We start from the raw sequence: 19,746 nt of genomic DNA on the forward strand, positions 1-19,746 counted from the left end.
CACTGACCAATAAAGCCACCGAAATACGGTGGCTTTTTTCTAGTTACGCCAATCGCATTTGGGGAATCTCACTCGGCTACACCAGTAACTTTCTCATTTTCCCAAACGGTTGAACTTTATCGTACAACCAGTTAAAGCCTGTGGCGTAAAACAAGAATAAGACTAGAAATCCCGCTTCGAGCATCAATGCTTGAAGAAACGTAATCTCCAAGAACCATGCGATCACAGGTATAGAAATAAAGATCAACCCACCTTCAAACCCAACGGTGTGACCAAGGCGCATCGCTAAACTTCTGTCTGCTCGGTTGCTGCCAAACCACTTATCGAAGTACAAGTTGTAAATGTAGTTCCAAACTACGGTGTACAAACTCAAACCGATCCCTACTAGCGCCAAATCACTTGAACCTTTGCCTGTAATCAACGCAGCTGCAGGCACAATGATCGCTAACGCCATCAATTCAAAAAGTACTGCGTGGAAAATTCGTTCGTTACGAGTCATGATTATCTACCCATTTGTTCTACTCAATGACTGAAATTTTATCTATGATTGAGATAATAAAAAGTTAGATACCATCGGTAAAAGCGATATGTTTACTATCGAACAATTGCAGGCGTTTGTTGCCACATCCGAATCCGGCTCATTTTCCGCAGCAGCGAGAAAGTTAGGTCGAGCCCAATCCGTGATAAGCCAACACATTATGAACATGGAACTCGACTGTGGTGTCGATCTGTTTGATCGCTCCGGCCGTTATCCCAAACTGACTGAGAACGGCCATGCTCTGATGCCTTACGCGCAAGCGGCGATCAGTCAACTCGACCGATTAAACAATAAAGCAACTCAGCTCTTTTCTGCGCAGGCGAGCGAGCTTGTTCTCGCGATTGATGAAGGGATTCCGCTGACTCGATTACCGGATGTGCTTAAAAGCCTAGAGCAACAATTTCCGCAACTACAAGTCGAATGTTTAACGGCATCTAGCCCAGACATTATTGAACTGGTGAAATCTGAACGTGCGACCACCGGAATTATTCTGAGCGATCTGCAAATGCCTAGGCATATCGATTTCACCAATCTTGGTAATATCGCATTCGATGTGTATGTCTCTTCCGATCACCCATTAGCGGCTCAGCGAATTACCCATATCGATCAACTCAAACAATATCGCCAACTGGTGATACGCTCAAAGAGTGCAGAGCCAGGTAGCCTCAACCAAGCATTGAGCCCAGATATCTGGTACGCTGATAACTACTACATTTTGTTGGAATTAGCGAACAAAGGGTTTGGATGGTGCTTCCTACCGGAGCACTTAGTCGCAGACTCACCAAACACGTTAAAAAAAGTTGGGGATGATTTCACAAAGCTGGCTTGGCAAGTCAATGTTGACCTGATTCAGCATCAAAAATGGCATTCTGATCCCCTCCATCAACAAGCCAAAGCAGAGCTCATTACTCTCTTTGAGCAAACAGTTAAGTAGGATAAATAATGGCAAACACATTGATTGTAGGTGCAGGTTGGCTTGGTACTCCACTAGCGCAAGCCTTGTTAGTCGAGGGACATGATGTAGTTATTACACGTCGTAGCCAAGCTCGGTTAGATGAACGGCCATCCACTATTGCTAACGCCGCCCTGCTTGATCTCAACGATGAAAACGCAGCGCAAAAACTGGATGAAATAATTCAGTCGAATCATATTGAGCGTATTGTTGGTGCGTTTCCACCTGGGTTTCGTCGAGGGTCTGGTCGAGAGTATGCGCAGCAATGGTCAACGTTAGTTAAAGCAGCAAAACAGCATGCGATTGAAAAGCTCGTCATGATCAGCTCTACAACGGTCTACCCTAATTTACCAACGGATATGAAAGAAGAATCCGCATCGCTCGCTCTCGCGCAAACCCACCCTCACTTTTCTGACAATGCGAAAATCATGCTCGAAGCGGAGCAATCCGTCATCGACTCTGGCATAAACTACGCCATCTTACGTTGCAGTGGTTTGATTGGCCCAGACAGACACCCCGCTCGCTTTGCCATGCGCCTAAAACAAGTCAGCCGTAAAGCCCCAGCCAACATGCTTCATCAAAGTGACGCAGTCGCTGTGGCACAATTTGCATTGGATCACCTGAGTAATCAGATCATTAATGTCACAACGCCTCACACCGTGAGCAAAGCTGAGTTTTACCAAGCAGCAATCACCAAAAGTGGCGCAGAGATTTCGCTACCTCCCGTTACAGAAGATGCCGATAAACGCATTTTAACGGACAAACTGGTTTCACTTGGGTATCAATTCCGATTCAATTCAACGCTGGATGCACTATGAAGTTATATCAACATATAGAAACGCTTTGGGATTACATGCAGCTAAAACAGGATTTAAAGCCTGCCGACTGCTTGTTTGTTATGTGCAGTAACGACGTGCGAGTTGCTGAGCACGCCGCTGCGCTTTACCACCAAAAACTCGCACCATTGATTGTGTTCTCCGGTGGTGAAGGCCGTTTTACGGATGGGTTGTTTGAAAAAAGTGAAGCCGAAACATTTGCAGACATTGCGCGTTTAGCTGGCGTACCAAGCGATGCCATTTTAGTAGAAACACGTTCAACCAATAGTGGAGAAAACGTCCGTTTCACCGAGCAGTTATTAAAAGAGAAAGGCATCCAATGCGAATCTATTATTTTAGTGCAAAAGCCATTTATGGAACGCCGCGCCATCGCTACGTTTGAGAAGCAATGGCAATCGCCCTACTCGCGAGTGCAAGTCAGTTCTACCGCTCATCCATTCTTCGAATACATCAACGAAGACATGCCGCTAATGATGGTGTTAGAAGCGCTGATGGAAGATTTTTCCCGCGTCAAAAGCTATCCCGAAAAAGGATTTCAAACTAAGCAAGACATTCCAAATCAAGTGGATTCATCTTATCAAGTCTTGTTAGAGCGATTCGGTTTTGATCTCGTCTGAGCGAAATGAACAATTAAAAAGCCACCGAATTCGGTGGCTTTTCTGTATTGCTTTGAAGCTGAATGGATAGGTTTATTTACCTAGGGCTTCTTTGTAGTGCTGACGGCAAACCGAGACATAACGGTCGTTGCCACCAATTGCCACTTGGTCACCTTCTTTGATTGCGACTCCGTGTTCGTCGGTGCGGATAACCATGTTTGCTTTTCGGCCACAGTGGCAAATCGTCTTCAACTCAACCAGCTTATCAGCCCAAGAGAGTAGGTACTTACTGCCTTCAAAAAGTTCGCCAAGAAAATCGGTACGAAGACCATAGCAAAGTACTGGAATATGCAGCTTATCCACTACCTCTGTAAGTTGGTAAACCTGCTCTTTCGATAGGAACTGACACTCGTCAATAAGAATACAGTGACGTTTTTCGACTTCATGCAGGGCTGCAATCTCTTGGTATAGGTTCGTATCTGGACGGAACAAATGCGCGTCCGACTGTAAACCAATACGAGAACTTACTTTGCCTACACCATAGCGGTCGTCCAACGCCGCAGTGAAAATCACTGGCGTCATACCGCGTTCTTGGTAGTTAAATGAAGATTGAAGAAGAGTTGTCGATTTACCCGCATTCATTGCTGAGTAATAGAAATACATCTGAGCCACAGAGCATTACCTAAAGTTAAAATTTTATTGATGAAATTGGAAAATAAAAGGGCTGAATCATCAGCCCTTTTAAAAGATTCAATTACTTACGACGCCACGTTGTGCCTTCTGGGCCATCCTCAAGGACGATGCCCATTTCCGTCAGCTTATCACGTGCCATGTCGGCGTTTGCCCAATCTTTCGAAGCACGCGAGTCGTTACGCAGTTTGATTAGCGCTTCAATTTCAGCGACTTCATCATCGTTGCCAGCATTACCTTTTAGGAAAGCTTCAGGATCTTGATAAAGAATACCAATCACGTCTGCTAGTTCGCGCATTAGCGCACCAAGTTCACTCGCTTTCTCTACGCTTTCAGTCTTAAGGCGGTTAACTTCGCGCGCCATATCAAACAGAACTGAGTATGCTTCTGGTGTGTTGAAATCGTCGTTCATCGCAGCAGTAAAGCGAGATACATACTCCTCACCACCCGCTGGTGCTGCATTTAAATCCAGACCACGCAGAGAAGTGTATAGACGCTCAAGAGAAGCGCGTGCTTGGTTTAGGTTATCTTCACTGTAGTTCAATTGGCTACGGTAGTGACCAGACATTAGGAAGTAACGCACGGTTTCAGCATCGTAGTGACCAAGAACGTCACGAATAGTGAAGAAGTTGCCTAAAGATTTAGACATCTTTTCGCGATCTACCATCACCATGCCACTGTGCATCCAAGTATTTACGTACTTAGTGTCGTGAGCACAGCAAGATTGTGCGATTTCGTTTTCGTGGTGTGGGAACTGTAGATCAGAGCCACCGCCGTGAATATCGAAATGATCGCCTAGGATCGTAGAGTTCATTGCTGAACATTCAATGTGCCAACCTGGACGACCTGGACCCCATGGAGATTCCCATGTTGGCTCGCCTGGTTTAGACATTTTCCAAAGAACGAAGTCTAGTGGGCTACGTTTTGCTGTTTCGATATCAACGCGCGCACCAGCTTGAAGCTGATCAAGATCTTGCTTAGAAAGCTTGCCGTACTCGTCAAACTTACCTACTTCAAACATGACGTCGCCGTTGTCTGCAACGTATGCGAAACCACGTTCGATAAGCTTTTCAACCAATTCGATGATTTCTGCGATAAATTGCGTTGCGCGCGGCTCAACGTCAGGACGCTTCATGTTCAACGCATCAAAGTCTGCGTGCATGTCGCCAATCAAACGTTCTGTAAGTGATTCACAAGATTCGCCGTTTTCTGCTGCACGCTTGATGATTTTGTCATCAATATCTGTGATATTGCGAACAAACGTTAGGTCGTAACCAAGGTAGCGCAGGTAACGTGATACTACGTCAAAAGAAACGAAGGTGCGGCCGTGGCCGATATGACAGAGATCGTAGATGGTTACCCCACAGACATACATGCCAACTTTACCGGCTGTAATTGGTTTGAATTCCTCTTTCTGTCTTGTGAGTGTGTTATATATCTTTAACATGATCTCTATCTATGATTGTGAATGAATACAAGAACGTCGAGTATATCAAGTCCGACCTTATTAGGTAATAGCAATTAACCGATAAAACGATAATCGGCTAAACTTCAAGCACAAAACGAAGAATTTACTCTTCTCGAGTTTTTAATGCGTTATAACTTAGGCTAGAATCTCGGACTCAACACAACACAGTAAAGGAAAGTAGCATGATCACCCTTCACACTAATTTTGGTGACATCAAGATTCAACTAAACGAAGAGAAAGCGCCAGAGACAAGCGCAAACTTCCTTCAGTACTGCCGCGACGGCTTTTACGACAACACTCTTTTCCACCGTGTTATTGACGGTTTCATGATCCAAGGCGGCGGCATGGAATCAGGTCTACGTGAAAAATCAACACGTGCACCTATCAAGAACGAAGCAAACAACGGCCTAAGCAACAAAGTAGGTACGATTGCTATGGCTCGTACGATGGAACCACATTCTGCAAGCTCTCAGTTCTTCATCAACGTAAACAACAACACTTTCCTAGATTTCCGTAGCGAAAGCCTAGATGGTTGGGGTTACTGTGTATTCGGTGAAGTTGTAGAAGGTATGGACGTTGTAAACAAGATCAAGGGCGTTAGCACTGGCTCTTACGGCATGCACCAAGACGTACCACTAGAAGACGTGGTAATCACTGGTACTACAATCGCAGAGTAATTCTTGCGAATTATTCCCAAGAGATAAGTAATTGGGGAGGCTTCGCCTCCCCTTATTTCTATGACGACATTATTTATATCAGACTTGCACCTTACGCCGTCACGTCCTGACATCACAGAATGTTTCATTACATTTATGCGTACGGAAGCCAAAAATGCCGAAGCTCTTTATGTATTAGGCGATCTTTTCGAGTTTTGGGTCGGTGATGATGACAAAACACCGTTTGCAAACCAAATTCGTACCGAGTTCAAAACGCTCACCGACCAAGGTGTCCCGGTTTTCTTTATTCAAGGCAATCGTGACTTCTTGTTGGGCGAACGCTTTTGTAAAGAGACGGGCATCACTTTGCTTGATGACGTTTGCACCGTCGACTTATATGGCACAAAAGCGGTGATTTTACACGGCGATACCCTGTGTATTGATGACGTGGAATATCAGAAATTTCGTAAAACTGTGCATCAACCTTGGTTACAATGGATCTTTAAACGCATCCCATGGTGTTTAAAGAAAAAAATTGTCTCTAAAGTTCAATCAGACATTCGCGACGATAAACAGATGAAGTCTTTAGATATCATGGACGTGAATCAAAGCGAAGTTGAAAAAGTGATGTCTCAGAATTGCGTCAACTTGATGATTCATGGTCACACTCATCGCCCAAATACACATTTTTTTGACGCAAATGGTGCTAAAAACACGCGCATCGTCTTAGGGGACTGGTATACGCAAGGCTCAGTTTTACAAGTGAATTCTGATGGTTTTGAACTGCAAAACCGGCCTTTCAACACATAATTTACGCTAAGCATGTCGAACATGTAGAAGATTCGCATTCAAAGCGTAGATATTTTGTAAAAAATCGCTATTATCATATTACTAAGTTAAACAGAACGAAGTACCTAATTGAAGTATTCTTACGTAGCTCGCCAACCGATTCTAGACAGAGAAAAGCGAACCATAGGTTACGAACTTCTCTTTCGAGACGGCCCCAAAAATACCTTCCCTGAAGTAGAACCTGAGCTTGCTACTAGTCGACTGCTATCTGATCATTTTTTGTCGACGCATTACAACACCTTAGGTAACAAACTCGGTTTTGTTAACTTTCCCCACCAAAGCTTGGTCAACCTTGTTCCGACACTGTTTCCGAAAGATTCTCTGGTCATTGAAGTGCTCGAAGATTGTGAGCCTACGCAAGAGCTTCTCGATGCAATAAAACATCTGCACGAATGCGGCTACCGAATTGCACTCGACGACTTTGTACCAACTAAGGCTTGGAAACGCTTTCTTCCGTACGTATCGATGATCAAATTTGATATTCGTTTAGTACCAATTGAAAAAGCGGCAATTTTCATCCAAGCATTGAGCCAGTTTAATATCGATTTTTTGGCTGAAAAAGTCGAAACCTATGAAGAGTTTGAACAAGCGCTTGACGCTGGTTTTAACTACTTTCAAGGTTACTTCTTTAGTAAACCAGAAATGATCCAAAAGAAGCGCCTCAACCCGGCGTTTTTAACCGTCATCCAGTTGTGTAAAGAGATTGCTGATAAGCCCATCGACTTCAATGAAGTGGAGCGTCTGTTCTCTATTGATGTGACGCTTTCCTATAAGTTGCTCACTTACGTCAACTCGGGTTACACGCTCACAACCAAAATCAAATCGTTTAGACAGGCGCTGATTTATCTGGGCGAAGAACGTTTACGACGCTTTATTTCACTGGTTGCAATCGCTTCTGTGCAAGAGGACAAGCCCGATTCACTCTACTCGCTTGCTATTCAACGCGCTCGTATGTGTGAAATTTTGCTTAGCCAAATGAAAACCAAGTACGATCCTGGACAAGCCTTTCTGACTGGTATGTTCTCATTATTAGGCTCGCTTCTCGATCAGCCTCTGTCGGATGTGATTGAAGACATTCCCGTCGATGAAGACATCAAGCTCGCCCTGACAAGTCGAAAAGGTGTGCTTGGGTATCTCCTTTCTATGTGTATTGCTTACGAACAAGCAGATTGGGAACTGGCTGAAAGATACTGCTCTGTATTGAAGTTAACGGAAACTCAGCTAGCTGATGCGTTCAATGAATCGACAGAGTGGGCTCAAGAACTGCTTTCTCAAACACCTTAACTCGCTATAATGCTTCTCTCCCACTCTATTGGGATTATTTGTTTCATCGCTTTACCTAACGAGATTTCATCTTATGGCTTCTTCTTGTCCTTGCGGCGCTAACCGTACCTACCAACAGTGTTGCGAAATTGCGCACAACAATCACGCTGACGTCAAAACACCAGAACAGTTAATGCGCTCTCGCTATAGCGCTCATGTGCTAGGCCTCGTTGACTACGTTGTGAAAACATATCACCCAAGTTGTAACGCAGAAGAACAACGTGAAGGTATCGCACAATCGATCGACAGCGATTGGTGCAAACTGGAAGTCGTCAAAGCAGAAGCTGGCAGCCATGAAAATGAAGGCTTTGTTGAGTTCAACGCCTATTTCAATGAAGACGGCCAACGCTACTGCCTGAGCGAGCGTTCACGCTTCGTGAAAGAAGATGGGTTGTGGTATTACATTGATGGCACCTTCCCTAAAGAAGAACCAGAGCAAGATCCACGACTTAATCAATCCATCAGCAGCTTAAAAGTAGGCCGTAACGATCCATGTATTTGTGGCAGCGGTAAGAAATTTAAAAAGTGCTGCGGATAAAATCGCACTATCAAGAAAAAACAAAGGCTTCCAAATGGAAGCCTTTGTTTTATTTCTTTGATTTGAACTACTTGTGACGCTCTTTAAGCTTATTCACCACATCGTTCATTGATAAACCTTGGTCTTGTAATAGCACCAACAAGTGATAGATCAAATCTGCAGATTCACACACTAACTCCGCCTTATCGCCCGACGTCGCCGCAAGCGCGACTTCAACGCCTTCTTCGCCCACTTTCTGCGAAATACGCTTGGTACCACGGGCATAAAGGCTGGCTGTATAAGAGGAGTCTGGATCGGCACTCTTGCGGGCAGCCAGTAGCTGCTCAAGTTGATGAAGCCACACCATTTGTGATTCCTCTTGCGCATCGCCGTCCCAACACGTTGTTGTGCCTGTGTGGCAAGTTGGCCCAATCGGATTCACTCGAACCAGCAAAGTATCATTGTCACAATCTAGAGAGATATTCACGAGTTGAAGAACATTGCCAGACGTTTCACCTTTAGTCCATAAACGCTCTTTAGTGCGTGAGAAAAATGTCACCTGCCCCGTTTCACCCGTTTTTGCTAGCGCGTCTTGGTTCATGTAACCCATCATAAGAACTTGGCTCGATTGGAAGTCTTGTACGATGGCTGGTACCAAGCCATCCACCTTTTCCCAATTGATTCGCTCCGACAGCGAACTGACTTCGGCGGCTTTAAAACTCATAGTCGTACCTCAATGCCTTGTTGTTTCAAATACTGCTTTAGTTCACCAATATTGATGACTTGTTTGTGGAATACCGAAGCGGCCAGCGCACCATCCACGTTTGCTTTTTGGTATGCTTCTGCAAAATGCTCCATGGCACCTGCACCACCGGAAGCGATCAGAGGAACTTTACACACTTCGCGTACCATATTGAGCTGTTCAATATCGTAACCGTTACGCACGCCGTCTTGGTTCATCATGTTGAGTACGATTTCACCAGCGCCGCGCTTTTGCACTTCTTGTACCCAATCGCGCGTTTCCCACTTCGTCGCCTTTGTACGTTCTTCGTCGCCAGTAAACTGGTAAACCTGATATTTACCAGTATCTTTGTCGTAGTAGGAATCGATACCAACAACAATACACTGAACGCCAAATTTATCTGCTAAATCAGTAATAAGCTGCGGGTTAGCCAACGCAGGCGAGTTGATAGAGACTTTGTCTGCACCAAACTCCAGAATACGTGCAGCATCCTCTGCGGATTTAATACCACCAGCCACACAAAAAGGAATGTCGATCACTTCCGCGACACGAGCCACCCAACTTTTATCTACTACACGACCATCGCTTGATGCAGTGATGTCGTAAAATACCAGCTCATCAGCACCTTCTTCAGCGTAGCGTTTAGCGAGAGGAACAATGTCACCGATGATCTCGTGGTTGCGAAACTGAACGCCCTTCACCACTTGTCCATCACGAACATCAAGACATGGAATTATTCGCTTTGCCAGCATGCAAATGCCTCCTCTGCTGTGAACTTGCCATCTAACAACGCGCGACCAACGATCACGCCTGCAACACCGCTGCCTTTTAGCGCTTCGATATCCGCTAATGAGCCGATACCACCTGAAGATTGGAACTGCACTTGTGGGTACTGTTTACATAGGTCGACGTAAAGCTCTACGTTTGAGCCTTCTAACGTACCGTCACGAGAAATGTCAGTACACAGCACGTGCTGTAGACCTACCGTTAAGTAATCATTGATCAGAGCTTCAATAGTCACGCCTGAATCTTCTTGCCAACCAGAGATCGCCACTTTACGCGTGCCGTCTTGGTCGATGTTGATGTCCAACGCGAGAACGATTTTCTCTGCACCGTATTTTTCCATCCAACCTTTTACTAACTCAGGCTGTTTTACTGCGGTTGAACCAACCACAACGCGCTGTGCACCCGCTTCTAATAAGTCCACAACGTCTTGTTCGGTACGCACACCGCCACCGATTTGGATGTTCGCAGGCGTGCTTGCTAATAGCTTTGCAATCAAATCAAGTTGGCGCGCAGATGTATCTTTCGCGCCCGTCAGATCCACCAAGTGCAGCCAGTTAGCCCCTGCTTGGTGATACAAGTTGAACTGCTCTGCTGGGTCGACTTTGTACTCGGTTACTTGGCCGTAATCACCTTGATAAAGGCGAACCACCTGTCCTTCAATTAAATCAAGAGCTGGAATAATCACACTAAATCCCTTTTATAATTCTAAGAAGTTTTGAATAAGCTTCGCGCCCGCCTTTGAAGAACGCTCTGGGTGGAATTGCACACCATAATAGTTACCACTTTGAACCGCAGCAGTGAATGGATTTCCGTAATCACATTCTGCAATGGTGTAGTCTCCAACAGGCATCGCAAAGCTGTGCACAAAATAGAAGTACTCACCCTCTTCAATGTCTTTGAACAACGGATTGCCTGCTTTTGCAGAAACGGTATTCCACCCCATGTGTGGCAGTGGCAAATCGCCAGTTTGTAGCAGCTTCACTTCGCCATCACAAAGTCCAAGACACTCAACTAACTCGTCGGCTTTCTGCCCTTTCTCTTGAGAAAACTTACCCAATAACTGCATACCTAAACAGATACCAAGCAATGGCTTTTCAACTTGCTTAACGAGATTGATAAGATCACGCTCTTCAAGGTTTTTCATCGCTTCGCTTGCTGTACCCACACCAGGTAGGAACAACTTGTCTGCTGACAACACCACTTGAGGATCTTTGGAAATCGTTACGCCATAGCCTAAGCGTTCAATGGCAAACTTCACCGAAGAAACGTTGGCACAGCCCGTATCGATAATGACAACTTTTTGTTCTGTCACTGTTTTTCTCCTTGCTCACGTGAGCCTTAAAGCACGCCTTTGCTGCTTGGCAGCTCCGTACCTTCCACCTTGATTGCTTGGCGTAACGTTCGACCAAACGCTTTGAATAGGCTCTCAATGATGTGGTGATCATTATCGCCAGCAGAAGAAAGGTGCAGCGTACACGCTAGTGTGTCAGTTAAAGAACGGAAGAAGTGAACCACCATCTCTGTCGACAAGTCTCCAACTTGATCACGGCTAAATTTCGCGTCAAATTTCAGGTAAGGACGACCAGACAAATCCAACGCACATTGCGCCAAGCACTCATCCATCGGCAGGCTGAAACCAAAGCGACCAATGCCGCGCTTATCGCCCAACGCCTCTTTTAATGCCTGACCAAGGGCTAATGCGGTATCTTCAATCGTGTGGTGATCATCAATGTGTAAATCACCGTCGACTTTGCACACCATTTGGAAACCACCGTGAGTGGCAATTTGATCCAGCATGTGGTCAAAGAAACCAAGACCTGTTGAGATATCATTGCCACCTTGCTCATCCAGATTAACGGCAACTTTAATGTCGGTTTCTTTAGTAGTACGAATCACTTCGGCAACCCGTGCTTTTACCGTTAGATCTTTCAAGATCTGCTTCCAACCCATGGTTTCTGGATTGTATTGAATGCCGCGAATCGCCATGTTTTCCGCCAATTGCAGATCCGTCTGACGGTCACCAATCACGACAGAGTTTTGGAAATCCACTTTACCGCCTTGAAGATACTCTTTCACCATGCCTAATTTAGGCTTACGACAAGAGCAGTTGTCTTCTTCAAAGTGCGGACAAATCAGCACATCATCGAACTTCACACCTTGAGACTCGAAGATCTCCATCATCATGTTGTGTGGCGCATCGAAGTCTTCTTGAGGGTAGCTGTCTGTGCCTAGACCATCTTGGTTTGTCACCATCACTAGACGGTATCCCGCATCCTGCAACGACAACAGGCTTGGAATAACAAACGGTTCTAGTTTTAACTTATCCAAGCGGTCAACTTGGAAATCAATCGGTGGCTCGACAATCAGCGTGCCATCTCGGTCGATAAATAGGATTTTTTGTTGCTTGCTCACTCGAACTTCCTTATTACTAATCTTGTTTCGTTCTCGGCATAAACCGAGAACGTTGAGAATTCTATTTATGAATAGTAGTTTCTAATGAAACCCAGTGTCTTTTCACACTCGTCGCGGTTACCAACGCTGATACGCACGCAGTTTTCAATTGGTGAGTTACGTAGAATGATTCCGGTATCCCACGCCGCTTTAAACAGCGCATCACCATCTGGGAATTTAACCAATAGATAATTGCCCCACCCTTCGAAAACTTGCAATCCTGGAATCATCGACAAACCAACCTGCAGATAAGCGCGGTTTGCATTAAGGTCGAGGACTTGGAATTTCGCTCGAGCCAAACCTGCTTCTGACAAGGCTTGAACCGCAATTTCAGCAACAGGCACTGGTACTGGGTACGGCGCGATGACTTTAAGTAGGACGTTGATTAGCTCCTCGTTTGCAAGCGTGAAACCACAACGTAAGCCTGCAAGCGCGAACGCTTTTGATAACGTACGTAGAATAGCGAGATTTGGATATTGAGCTAACAAATCCACCGTTGACGCCTCAGGGCAAAAATCGATGTACGCTTCATCCATGACCACGATTGCTCGGTCTTTTGTCATCTCAAGCAGAGAGACAATATCTTCACGCTTAACGAGGTTACCGGTTGGGTTGTTTGGCGAACAAACAAAAACCAGCTTGACGTTATCGAGATTGGATTCGATGCCAGCAAGGTCAAGCTGCCAATCCGATGTTAGCGGTACAATCTTACGTTCAACACCAATGGTTTCAGCACTGATTGCGTACATACCGTAAGTCGGGGGGCAGTACAAAATCGCGTCTTGTCCTGGCTCACAGAAAGCGCGAACTAACAGCTCGATACCTTCGTCAGCACCACGAGAAGTAAGCGTCTGTTCTGGCTTTACACCCGCGTAGGCAGCGTAAGCAGAAATAAGCGCTTTTGGCTGGCATTCGCTGTAGCGGTTTAGGCGAGCAAAATCCGTTTTATACTCATTATTAAATGGAGATTCATTGGCGTTGAGCCAAACGTCACCCGTGCCGCCAATTCGGCGAGCAGATAAATACGGGGTTAATTCTTGAACTTGTTTGCGTGCTAGCTTTTCCATCTCTTTACTCTCTTATTATCTATTTTTGGTCAGCTTTTCTACTCGGATGGTGACTGCACGTTTGTGAGCGTCGAGACCTTCCGCCTCCGCCATCGTAACCACAGTCGGAGCGAGATTCTGTAAACCTTCAGCCGATAACTCTTGCACTGTCATTCGTTTAGAAAAGTCGGCAAGGCCAAGGCTTGAGTAAGTACGAGTATACCCGTAAGTTGGAAGCACGTGGTTAGTTCCCGACGCATAATCACCTGCAGATTCAGGAGACCAATCGCCAAGAAAGATTGAACCCGCATTATCTAGTAGTGGAAGTAGCTCACGCGGGTTCTTCGTTTGCACAATTAAGTGCTCAGGGCCGTAGTAGTTAGAGATAGAAACCGCTTGTGTGATTGACTCAGAAATAATAATCAGACTTGAAGCCAACGCCTTCTGCGCGATGTCTGCTCGAGACAAGGCTTTTAGTTGACGCTGAACAGCATCCGTTACTTGATCCGCGACAATTGGTGATGGTGTCACAAGAACCACCTGTGAATCAGGGCCGTGCTCAGCTTGGCTTAACAAGTCTGCTGCGATGAAGTCTGGATCTGCGGTTTCGTCTGCAATCACAAGAACTTCAGAAGGGCCAGCCGGCATGTCAATCGCAGCACCACGGAAGTCATTGCTTACTTGACGTTTTGCTTCCGTCACATAGGCGTTACCCGGGCCAAAAATTTTATCCACTTTGGCGACGCTTTTCGTACCGTAAGCCATAGCAGCGACCGCCTGTCCACCACCGACATTGTAAACTTCATCAATGCCGCACAACTTGGCAACGTACAAAATTTCATCTGCAATCGGCGGAGGAGAACAAAGCACCACTTTACGACAACCAGCGATTTTTGCAGGCACGCCCAGCATCAATACTGTCGATGGCAATGGTGCGCTACCACCAGGAATATACAACCCTACTTTTTGAATGGGACGTGTCACTTGCTCACACATCACACCAGGTTGTGTTTCCACTTTAATTGGTTGTGGCTTTTGCGCTTTATGAAATTTAGCAATGTTGCTGTAAGCCTGCTCTAGTGCTTGTTTCATTTCCGCAGAAAGGCGCTCTGAAGCCGCATTAATTTCTTTGGATGGAACTCGGATTGATTCCGGTTTTACACGGTCAAACTTTTCTGTAAGTTCTAATAGCGCTGCGTCACCTTGAGTACGCACCTTTGCGATCACATCCGCAACTGCAGCGGTAATATTCGCGCCTTCCGCAATGGCAGGACGCTCTAAAATTGCATCTTGTTGCTCTTCACTCAGTGATTGCCATACAACAGTTCTCATTGCCGTTACTCCATCATTTTTTCAATTGGTAGTACTAGAATTGAGCTCGCACCCAGTTCTTTTAGCTGTTCCATGGTTTCCCAGAACAAATTCTCTGTACTCACCAAATGAACGGCAACTTTCTGTTTGTCTGCTGATAGTGGTAAAACAGTTGGATCTTCTGCGCCCGGCAGTAATGCTTTAATTTGCTCCAACTTTCCAGCTGGTGCGTGCAGCATGATGTATTTTGACTCTTTTGCCTGTTGAACGCCTTGCATGCGAGTTAGCAATTTATTGATCAACTCTGCTTTGTCTGCGTCGAACTCACCAATGCGTTGGATAAGCGTCGCTTTGGATCTGAAGATGACTTCGGCTTCTTTCAGGCCGTTTGCTTCTAATGTTGCACCTGTAGAAACCAAATCTGCAATCGCATCCGCTAAGCCCGCTCGTGGCGCAACTTCCACAGAACCAGTGAGCATACAGGTTGAGAATGGCACGCCGGCTTCATCCATGTACGCTTTAAGAAGTTGAGGGTAAGTCGTTGCGATGCGTTTGCCTGCGAGATCTTGTGGACCGTTGTATTCTTCATCTTTATCGATGGCGATGGACAAACGGCAGCCACCAAAATCCAGTCGACGAAGTTGAACAAACTCACATGGCTCACCCAAAGCTTTGCGATCAAGACGAACTTCTTCTAGTTCGTTTTCTCCGATGAAACCAAGGTCAACCACGCCATCCATGATCAAGCCAGGGATGTCGTCGTCACGAACCAAAAGCAAGTCAATTGGCATGTTCTCTGAGTGAACAACAAGACGCTCACCCATTACGTTAAATTTCACGCCGCATTGCTTTAGTAGAGCTTGGCTCTCTTTGCTAAGACGACCTTTTTTCTGAATTGCGATTCTCAAGCGTTGTGTTTGCATTGCTTTATCCCTGTGCAAGATTTTGATATCTAAGTAATTTTTAAACCAGTAAAACTAAAAAACCCTCGAGAGATTGGCGTCTCCCGAGGGTTTAAAATCTGTTCTTACTTTGATTTTCACCTCCGGGAGTTTCCTGCCTCCCGGGTATGCGTACATCTCCCGAAAGACTAGGCTGGGTGATGATGGTGATGAATGTTCATTACAAAATTACGCATACTTATTTAAGACTTTAGTTAGTTGCTTCGTTAGTAACCACACTAACCAAGGATTCTTAATTTTTCAATACCGAAATTGAACTTTTCTTAACTATTTTTTCAAGTCTATGTTTTTTAAGTATTTATTTTTAGTTTCATTGCGATAGAGTGCAAGAAATGAAGTTGCTATACAACGATTTTCCTAGCAAAAAAAGTCCCTAGTATAAATTTTCCCCGAAACAAACATTTAGACTTTACCATCCACAGTAATTAACAAACTTCTCAATAAAGAGACATTCACTCACGATTGAGACGGCTAATTCAAAACTATTATTTCAGTGGGGCAAAAATAGTGATTAATGATGAAACTGCGAAAAGGTAGTACCAAACCAACGGTGCAATTCAGCGAGGCGGAGCTATATCCTCTTATTGGGAATAGCGCTTGTATCCACGAGCTTCGAAATGCCATTAAAAAGTACGCGCAATGTGACGCTGAAGTACTCATACAAGGTGAAACTGGTGTGGGTAAAGGGTTGTGTGCTCGACTCATCCATCAGTTATCTAGTCGACGCTCATCACCCTTTGTAGAGGTTAACTGCGGTGCGATTCCAAGTGGCCTGATTGCTTCCGAACTTTTTGGCCACGAAAAAGGTGCATTTACAGGTGCCATTTCTGACCGGATTGGTTTTATTCAAAAAGCACACAAAGGCACTTTATTTCTCGATGAGATTGGAGATATGCCTTCGGATCTTCAAATACATCTCCTTCACTTTTTAGAAAGCAAACAAATACACAAAGTAGGTGCGGATAAATTTATCGATGTTGATTGTCGTGTGATTGCCGCCAGCCACGTGGATTTAAAAAGCGAAGTCGTACAAGGAGAATTTAGGGAGGATCTATTTTATCGACTCAATATATTACCGCTGACCATTCCTCCACTTCGAAAAAGAGGCAAAGACATTTTGATGCTTTCTGAGCACTTTTTAACAGATTTATCTCATGGTCAAGTACACAACATGTCCGACGAAGTGAAAGCAAAACTGCTTAAACATCGTTGGCCTGGAAATGTGCGTGAGCTGCGTAATGTGATTCAGCGAGCAATTGTCATGTGTGAAGACAATACCCTACTCGTTGCTGATTTAGGGCTTGAGAACAGTGAAAGGCAATTACTCCCTTCTGTTGATCAAATTGACCTCGACTATTTGTTACAGGCCATCGAAGAAAATAAACACAATATGAGCGCAGCCGCACGCCATCTAGGTATTTCTAGAACAACACTTTATCGGCTGATTAAGAAGTACAATATCAACATCTGACAATGTGTACATGTGTAACGCAACACAGTGTAACAACGAAATCACGGCATATCATTTACTTAGCTTTTTCATATAAAACACGTCATGTAAGGCTCTTTTAAATCAATAAGTTAAAATAGGCATACTCTTTGCCTTTGTATCCTGTGTCGTCACTCATGATGACACAGGAGCAAAAAATGAATATCAACAGGTTTTTATCCAAATTAAGGACAACAACTCTTGCGATATCTTCGTTAGCTATCATGTTTGCTGTACCAGCTTTCGCTAGATTAGACGGCGCAATATTCACGACGACACCTGCTGGTGATATCGTCAATGAAAATGTCCGCTACGAGTCTAAACAAGAAGTATTTTTAGATGGAGGCCCAGGGCCTAACGCCCCAAGAACAGCCGCAGCACTGCCTGCTGGTTTGTATTATTTTCAAGTTACCGATCCATCAGGTAAATGTTTGTTATCAAGTACTTTAGATAGCGCAGACACCAACGGTGGTACCTGCTATCAAGATGTAAAAATCAAAGGCAAGAACGCTAGAAACGCCGAAGAGTTTTACGCAGAACCATTAGCCTGTCGTCTTTTCTATTTCGACGGTGAAGGTGGTGTGACATATATGAATGACGTCGTCACCATCACTCAAGAAGTTAAAGTTCGCGGCAAAATGGTCACCCAATCGATAGACATAGAATGTCGACATCAATTGGGAAGTGAGTATTTAGATGTCGACCCAACTTCTCTGCCTGATGGAGAAACCATACAGCTATTTCCATTTGCCAACACACCTAACTCCGGTGGGGTTTACAAAGCTTGGGTATCCACAGCAGCGAGCGTAGAAGCCGCTTGTGAAGGTACTGACCTGTATGGCGAAGAAACTGGTGAAAACTGTGCCGGGTTCTTTGGATTTATCCCTCGATTCTCGAAAACAGATAACTTCAAAGCGAAGACTGCAGAGCCAGAACCGCCAAACTTTGATATTGCTTTTCGTGCGTTCCACGACAGAAACCTGAACTGCCAATATGATCCTATCATCGATGAAGTTATTCCTAATTGGGAGTTCGGTATTCGTGACTTAGCGATGGAAATGGGTGGTATGCGTAATACTAAACTTTCCAATGATTCTCCTGACGAGCCAATTACGTTTAGTGTTTTTGGGGTTGAAGACCATCAATGGAGCTTAGACCAATTCATGTGGTGGGCGAAAAAAGTTGGCTTTACCGCAATGAACACCCCATTCACTCACTTCACAACCTTCGCAGATTTAAGAGACTTTGCACCGACGTTCGAAGATGGCGATCTGCATATAGGCTTTGCAAACGCTCTAGCATGTCAAACCAACTTCGACGAAACCATCAAACGTTCTGCTGGTGAGGACACAGATGAAGCCAGCGGTAATGAGGAGAATGACGTTGGTTTCATGCCTAGTGCTTGGGCTCAACCAACCTTTGATGATGATCCCGTGTTAACCATCCGTTTTGGTTCTATCGGTATTGCCAATCTTAAAGTGTGTAAGTCGTTCGATATGAACGGTAACGGTATTCATGATGAAGGCGAAGGCTTGATTCCGAATTGGCCGGTCAACCTTTACATACCTGACAGTGTACCCGTTCCTAAACCATTCAACCCTGGGTATCCAGAAAATGGTGAATTCTTAGTGATAGAACAACTTCTTCTTGATGCCGGTGTTCTTCCAGAAGGCGAGAATTTAGCGGAAGTCGATGCCAATGGTTACGTACAGCGGATGACAGGAGAGGATGGCTGTGCCACATTCTTCGTTCTCGTTCCAAATGTTCGCGGTGAAGATCCCGCGCCTTATGAAGTGAGCGAAAGCCTTTCTGCTGCATGGAACAATACCAGTGATCACACCATTTCGTTCGACGTAAAATCTGTCATGAAAATGGAAAATGGCGTCCCTCTCATTATCGGTGAAGTTTACAACCGCAGTGACGCACTTAATGGTAATGAAGTGCACTTCAATAACATTTGTGAAATCACTGCAGACTTTGACACCAAAGGTTACTGGCACAACAAAAATGGCTTAAGTGAACTAACTGAAGCCGACAGAGTATATGTGAATGGATTAGCCCCTTACGCCTCTCCAAGTAACTACTTTGGAGCTGGTGACGAGCCATTTGACGGTAAATTTACTGGTGGAGAGCCAGTTGAAGCAGCATTTAGCGGCGATTCTGCTATTTGGATGGCCGGGACTTGGCAATCCGAAGTGTCACAATTCTTGGTCGATAGCAATGGCAACGCGGACCTTAACGAGCATAAAGAGCAGCTAGCTCAGCAACTACTCGCATTTATCTTTAACACTCGACATCGTCCAACCTCTGAAGGTTTAACCCAAACTACCGTTATTTGGTTTGGCGATCAGTGGATGTCTATTGGAGATATCATTAGTAACGCGGTCAGTGCTTGGGAAGGTTCAGACATCAATCAAATTGATCAGATCAAGACGGTTTTGGATGGTTTGAATAACAACGATGATGTTCCAATTCTGCCATCGTCGTATGAAGACTGTCCAACACCTGACTTCACACAGCCAGAATCTTAAAGG

General features: G+C 45.0%; 20 protein-coding genes and 1 other annotated feature. Of the genes, 9 read left to right on the forward strand and 11 right to left on the reverse strand.

The window, feature by feature from the left end:
- Nucleotides 1-76: 76 nt before the first annotated feature.
- Entirely contained in the window at nucleotides 77-499 is a 423-nt protein-coding gene (locus NL646_RS07305) for a PACE efflux transporter (protein WP_253664043.1), read from the reverse strand.
- A gap of 88 nt (nucleotides 500-587) precedes the next feature.
- Here NL646_RS07305 and NL646_RS07310 point away from each other — a divergent pair, with 88 nt between their 5' ends.
- From NL646_RS07310 to NL646_RS07320, 3 genes are read left to right on the forward strand one after another with little or no spacing between them, the layout of a single operon-like run.
- Nucleotides 588-1,472: a LysR family transcriptional regulator gene (locus NL646_RS07310; RefSeq protein ID WP_161607568.1), complete on the forward strand. Its 885-nt coding sequence runs from the start codon at nucleotides 588-590 to the stop codon at nucleotides 1,470-1,472.
- Between the two features lie 8 nt (nucleotides 1,473-1,480).
- On the forward strand, nucleotides 1,481-2,308 hold the full coding sequence (locus NL646_RS07315; RefSeq protein WP_069503256.1) for an NAD(P)H-binding protein: 828 nt from the start codon (nucleotides 1,481-1,483) through the stop codon (nucleotides 2,306-2,308).
- Nucleotides 2,305-2,943, forward strand: a complete 639-nt coding sequence (locus NL646_RS07320) for a YdcF family protein (protein ID WP_020903966.1) — start codon at nucleotides 2,305-2,307, stop codon at nucleotides 2,941-2,943. Before NL646_RS07315 ends, NL646_RS07320 begins: the two co-directional genes overlap by 4 nt.
- A 72-nt stretch (nucleotides 2,944-3,015) precedes the next feature.
- Here the strand turns inward: NL646_RS07320 and NL646_RS07325 are convergent, their stop codons facing one another.
- Both NL646_RS07325 and cysS read right to left on the reverse strand, forming a co-directional pair.
- Nucleotides 3,016-3,594 carry a thymidine kinase gene (locus tag NL646_RS07325; RefSeq protein ID WP_005450744.1) on the reverse strand — a complete coding sequence of 193 codons (579 nt, stop codon included), beginning with the start codon at nucleotides 3,592-3,594 and terminating at the stop codon, nucleotides 3,016-3,018.
- 82 nt (nucleotides 3,595-3,676) lie between these two features.
- The gene (gene cysS / locus NL646_RS07330; RefSeq protein WP_005478905.1) at nucleotides 3,677-5,059 is read right to left on the reverse strand and encodes a cysteine--tRNA ligase; all 1,383 of its coding nucleotides are present in this window, start codon (nucleotides 5,057-5,059) and stop codon (nucleotides 3,677-3,679) included.
- A gap of 203 nt (nucleotides 5,060-5,262) precedes the next feature.
- Here cysS and NL646_RS07335 point away from each other — a divergent pair, with 203 nt between their 5' ends.
- The 4 genes from NL646_RS07335 to NL646_RS07350 all read left to right on the forward strand — a co-directional run bounded on the left by NL646_RS07335 (nucleotide 5,263) and on the right by NL646_RS07350 (nucleotide 8,446).
- A complete protein-coding gene (locus NL646_RS07335) occupies nucleotides 5,263-5,757 on the forward strand; it encodes a peptidylprolyl isomerase (protein WP_005487618.1) in 495 nt (164 codons plus the stop codon).
- 60 nt (nucleotides 5,758-5,817) lie between these two features.
- On the forward strand, nucleotides 5,818-6,546 hold the full coding sequence (gene lpxH / locus NL646_RS07340; RefSeq protein WP_025522418.1) for a UDP-2,3-diacylglucosamine diphosphatase: 729 nt from the start codon (nucleotides 5,818-5,820) through the stop codon (nucleotides 6,544-6,546).
- Between the two features lie 108 nt (nucleotides 6,547-6,654).
- Nucleotides 6,655-7,869 carry an EAL and HDOD domain-containing protein gene (locus NL646_RS07345; RefSeq protein WP_005459985.1) on the forward strand — a complete coding sequence of 405 codons (1,215 nt, stop codon included), beginning with the start codon at nucleotides 6,655-6,657 and terminating at the stop codon, nucleotides 7,867-7,869.
- Between the two features lie 73 nt (nucleotides 7,870-7,942).
- Entirely contained in the window at nucleotides 7,943-8,446 is a 504-nt protein-coding gene (locus NL646_RS07350; RefSeq protein WP_033904930.1) for a YchJ family protein, read from the forward strand.
- 67 nt (nucleotides 8,447-8,513) lie between these two features.
- On the opposite strand, the gene hisIE is transcribed toward NL646_RS07350, so the two are convergent.
- From hisIE to hisG, 8 genes are all read right to left on the reverse strand, one after another.
- Entirely contained in the window at nucleotides 8,514-9,149 is a 636-nt protein-coding gene (gene hisIE, locus NL646_RS07355; RefSeq protein WP_005460001.1) for a bifunctional phosphoribosyl-AMP cyclohydrolase/phosphoribosyl-ATP diphosphatase HisIE, read from the reverse strand.
- On the reverse strand, nucleotides 9,146-9,919 hold the full coding sequence (gene hisF / locus NL646_RS07360; protein WP_020840389.1) for an imidazole glycerol phosphate synthase subunit HisF: 774 nt from the start codon (nucleotides 9,917-9,919) through the stop codon (nucleotides 9,146-9,148). Before hisF ends, hisIE begins: the two co-directional genes overlap by 4 nt.
- Nucleotides 9,901-10,638 (reverse strand): 1-(5-phosphoribosyl)-5-[(5-phosphoribosylamino)methylideneamino]imidazole-4-carboxamide isomerase, encoded by a 738-nt coding sequence (gene hisA, locus NL646_RS07365; protein ID WP_005495717.1) that lies wholly within the window; start codon nucleotides 10,636-10,638, stop codon nucleotides 9,901-9,903. Before hisA ends, hisF begins: the two co-directional genes overlap by 19 nt.
- A gap of 12 nt (nucleotides 10,639-10,650) precedes the next feature.
- Nucleotides 10,651-11,265, reverse strand: coding sequence for an imidazole glycerol phosphate synthase subunit HisH (gene hisH, locus NL646_RS07370; protein ID WP_021453955.1), 615 nt, complete (start codon nucleotides 11,263-11,265; stop codon nucleotides 10,651-10,653).
- A 26-nt stretch (nucleotides 11,266-11,291) separates the two neighbouring features.
- Nucleotides 11,292-12,365: a bifunctional histidinol-phosphatase/imidazoleglycerol-phosphate dehydratase HisB gene (hisB, locus tag NL646_RS07375; RefSeq protein WP_005460048.1), complete on the reverse strand. Its 1,074-nt coding sequence runs from the start codon at nucleotides 12,363-12,365 to the stop codon at nucleotides 11,292-11,294.
- Between the two features lie 65 nt (nucleotides 12,366-12,430).
- Complete coding sequence (gene hisC / locus NL646_RS07380; protein ID WP_253664044.1) at nucleotides 12,431-13,471, reverse strand: histidinol-phosphate transaminase; 1,041 nt, start codon at nucleotides 13,469-13,471, stop codon at nucleotides 12,431-12,433.
- 15 nt (nucleotides 13,472-13,486) lie between these two features.
- Nucleotides 13,487-14,782, reverse strand: coding sequence for a histidinol dehydrogenase (gene hisD / locus NL646_RS07385; RefSeq protein ID WP_025516359.1), 1,296 nt, complete (start codon nucleotides 14,780-14,782; stop codon nucleotides 13,487-13,489).
- Nucleotides 14,783-14,787: 5 nt separating this feature from the next.
- On the reverse strand, nucleotides 14,788-15,684 hold the full coding sequence (gene hisG / locus NL646_RS07390) for an ATP phosphoribosyltransferase (RefSeq protein WP_005480403.1): 897 nt from the start codon (nucleotides 15,682-15,684) through the stop codon (nucleotides 14,788-14,790).
- Between the two features lie 54 nt (nucleotides 15,685-15,738).
- Nucleotides 15,739-15,876 (reverse strand) — a sequence feature (His leader region).
- Nucleotides 15,877-16,240: 364 nt separating this feature from the next.
- On the opposite strand from hisG, the gene NL646_RS07395 reads away from it, so the two are divergent.
- Nucleotides 16,241-17,194 (forward strand): sigma-54-dependent Fis family transcriptional regulator, encoded by a 954-nt coding sequence (locus NL646_RS07395; RefSeq protein WP_023585438.1) that lies wholly within the window; start codon nucleotides 16,241-16,243, stop codon nucleotides 17,192-17,194.
- 176 nt (nucleotides 17,195-17,370) lie between these two features.
- Complete coding sequence (locus NL646_RS07400) at nucleotides 17,371-19,743, forward strand: hypothetical protein (protein ID WP_076664264.1); 2,373 nt, start codon at nucleotides 17,371-17,373, stop codon at nucleotides 19,741-19,743.
- The last annotated feature ends 3 nt before the right edge of the window (nucleotides 19,744-19,746 follow it).

The sequence above is a fragment of the Vibrio sp. Y20_XG_PY13 genome (assembly GCF_024181925.1).
GTDB classification, from domain to species: Bacteria; Pseudomonadota; Gammaproteobacteria; order Enterobacterales; family Vibrionaceae; genus Vibrio; species Vibrio parahaemolyticus.

Excerpts from the sequence above, each read along its gene's own strand:
- lpxH (WP_025522418.1), top strand. The coding sequence starts at position 5,818 with ATGACGACATTATTTATATCAGACTTGCACCTTACGCCGTCACGTCCT.
- hisIE (WP_005460001.1), bottom strand. The coding sequence starts at position 9,149 with ATGAGTTTTAAAGCCGCCGAAGTCAGTTCGCTGTCGGAGCGAATCAAT.
- cysS (WP_005478905.1), bottom strand. The coding sequence starts at position 5,059 with ATGTTAAAGATATATAACACACTCACAAGACAGAAAGAGGAATTCAAA.
- NL646_RS07350 (WP_033904930.1), top strand. The coding sequence starts at position 7,943 with ATGGCTTCTTCTTGTCCTTGCGGCGCTAACCGTACCTACCAACAGTGT.
- NL646_RS07305 (WP_253664043.1), bottom strand. The coding sequence starts at position 499 with ATGACTCGTAACGAACGAATTTTCCACGCAGTACTTTTTGAATTGATG.
- hisG (WP_005480403.1), bottom strand. The coding sequence starts at position 15,684 with ATGCAAACACAACGCTTGAGAATCGCAATTCAGAAAAAAGGTCGTCTT.
- hisF (WP_020840389.1), bottom strand. The coding sequence starts at position 9,919 with ATGCTGGCAAAGCGAATAATTCCATGTCTTGATGTTCGTGATGGACAA.
- hisD (WP_025516359.1), bottom strand. The coding sequence starts at position 14,782 with ATGAGAACTGTTGTATGGCAATCACTGAGTGAAGAGCAACAAGATGCA.
- hisC (WP_253664044.1), bottom strand. The coding sequence starts at position 13,471 with ATGGAAAAGCTAGCACGCAAACAAGTTCAAGAATTAACCCCGTATTTA.
- NL646_RS07395 (WP_023585438.1), top strand. The coding sequence starts at position 16,241 with ATGAAACTGCGAAAAGGTAGTACCAAACCAACGGTGCAATTCAGCGAG.
- NL646_RS07310 (WP_161607568.1), top strand. The coding sequence starts at position 588 with ATGTTTACTATCGAACAATTGCAGGCGTTTGTTGCCACATCCGAATCC.
- NL646_RS07315 (WP_069503256.1), top strand. The coding sequence starts at position 1,481 with ATGGCAAACACATTGATTGTAGGTGCAGGTTGGCTTGGTACTCCACTA.
- NL646_RS07400 (WP_076664264.1), top strand. The coding sequence starts at position 17,371 with ATGAATATCAACAGGTTTTTATCCAAATTAAGGACAACAACTCTTGCG.
- NL646_RS07320 (WP_020903966.1), top strand. The coding sequence starts at position 2,305 with ATGAAGTTATATCAACATATAGAAACGCTTTGGGATTACATGCAGCTA.
- NL646_RS07335 (WP_005487618.1), top strand. The coding sequence starts at position 5,263 with ATGATCACCCTTCACACTAATTTTGGTGACATCAAGATTCAACTAAAC.